Source organism: Streptomyces sp. NPDC002130 (assembly GCF_040296465.1).
In the GTDB taxonomy this organism is placed as follows: Bacteria; Actinomycetota; Actinomycetes; order Streptomycetales; family Streptomycetaceae; genus Streptomyces.
Genome location: NZ_JBEOXI010000681.1, coordinates 1 through 1,722, shown reverse-complemented (window position 1 = coordinate 1,722; position 1,722 = coordinate 1). Strand labels below are relative to the sequence as shown.

Annotated in this window: 1 pseudogene; it reads right to left on the bottom strand. The window is 63.5% G+C overall.

The annotated features are described in order from the left end of the window. Positions 1-1,586 (bottom strand): annotated as a pseudogene (locus ABT116_RS44390) (non-ribosomal peptide synthetase); the annotation flags it as partial. Between the last annotated feature and the right edge of the window lie 136 nt (positions 1,587-1,722).

Below are 1,722 nucleotides of genomic sequence, written 5' to 3'. Positions count from 1 at the left end.
GCCCGCACTGCACCTGGAGGCGCAACGTCCATCCGCCGAACGGAGTCTGGGGGCGACGACGCCCGCAGGCTCGACCGGAGTACGTCGTGATGGTCCACCACGACTTGGATGGCCCGCGTCAGCGTGCCCTCGTCGACCGCGGCAGGAATCGTGAGCAGAACAGATTGTGAGTACCGGCGAAAATCTCCACCACGATCAATCATCCACTTCATGATCGGCGTCAACTCGATCTCACCGACGCCGCCGCCTGGCAACTCGTCGAGCACAACGCGGTTGCCGGCCATTCCAGTCGTCTCGGCCAGCGCTGTCACGGTTTTGAGTTCGAACACCTCCCGCGGTGTGATCAGAACTCCGGCAGACTTGGCGCGCGTCACCAACTGGATGGACATGATCGAGTCACCGCCGAGAGTGAAGAACGAATCGTCGACCCCCACCTCGTCGAGTCCCAGAACTTCGGCGAACAGGCCCGCAAGGATGTTTTCCGTCTCGGAGGCGGGGCCACGGCTCACGGTTGCCTGTCGACCGAAGTCAGTTTCAGGCAACGCTTTCCGGTCGAGCTTCCCGTTCACCGTCAGCGGCATAACCTCGAGAACCGTCACGACAGCGGGGACCATGTGCGGCGCCAACCTCTGAGAGAGATACTCGAGCAACGCCGCCGGAGAGATGGCCGAACCGGGCTCCAGTACCACGTAGCCCACCAACCGGTCTCGGCGGGCCACCACCGCCGACTGAGACACGCCCACTCCGGAGAGCAGCGCAGCCTCCACCTCGCCGAGTTCGATTCGGTACCCCTTCACCTGCACCTGCAGATCGTTTCGTCCGAGGTACTCCAGCTGCCCGCTGTCGTTCCAGCGCCCCAGGTCACCGGACCGATACATACGCGCCCCACTGACCGTGAGGTCGGGAATGAACCGCGCGGAGGTCAGACCGAACCGGCCGAGGTATCCGCGTGAAACCTGATCGCCGGAGACATACAGTTCACCCACCACACCAGGCGGCACTGGATGCAGCCGCTGATCCAGCACGTACACACGCAACCCGGGCAACGCCTGCCCGATCACCGAAGCAGATCCTTCACGCGCCAGCTCACGATCGAGCGGTAGGTGGCTGACGTGCACGGTGGTCTCGGTGATGCCGTACATGTTCACCAGATCTGGTGAACATGTACGGCGGCGGGCGTACCAGCGCGTCACCTGTCCGAAGTCGAGGGCTTCTCCGCCGAAGATCACGTAGCGCAATGACAGGGCCGCGCCCCCGGTAAGCCGGTCGGCTTCCGCCAATTGATAGAAGGCAGTGGGAGTTTGATTGAGCACCGTGACACGTTCGTGCCGTAGCAATTCGAGGAATGCCTCTGGTGAACGGGCCGTGAAGTAGTCGACCAGTACCAGTCGGCCACCGTGTGCGAGAGCACCCCACATTTCCCAGACCGAGAAGTCGAATGCCTCTGAATGGAACATCGTCCACACATCGCCGCTGTCGAACCCGAAGAGCTCTCTGGTGTTTGCCAGCAACGTCACCACGTTGCGGTGAGAAACCTGCACCCCCTTCGGGCGCCCGGTGGACCCCGAGGTGTAGATCACGTACGCCAGATTGTCGGCTCCGTGCCCGCGCGGGCGCTCAGCGGTTTCCAGACTCTCCCCGGAGTACTCGTCGCCCGGACAGCACGCGCAGCACCGACTGCCAGCGGTTTCTCAGGCTGCCGTGTCCCGCGGCGGGGGCAAC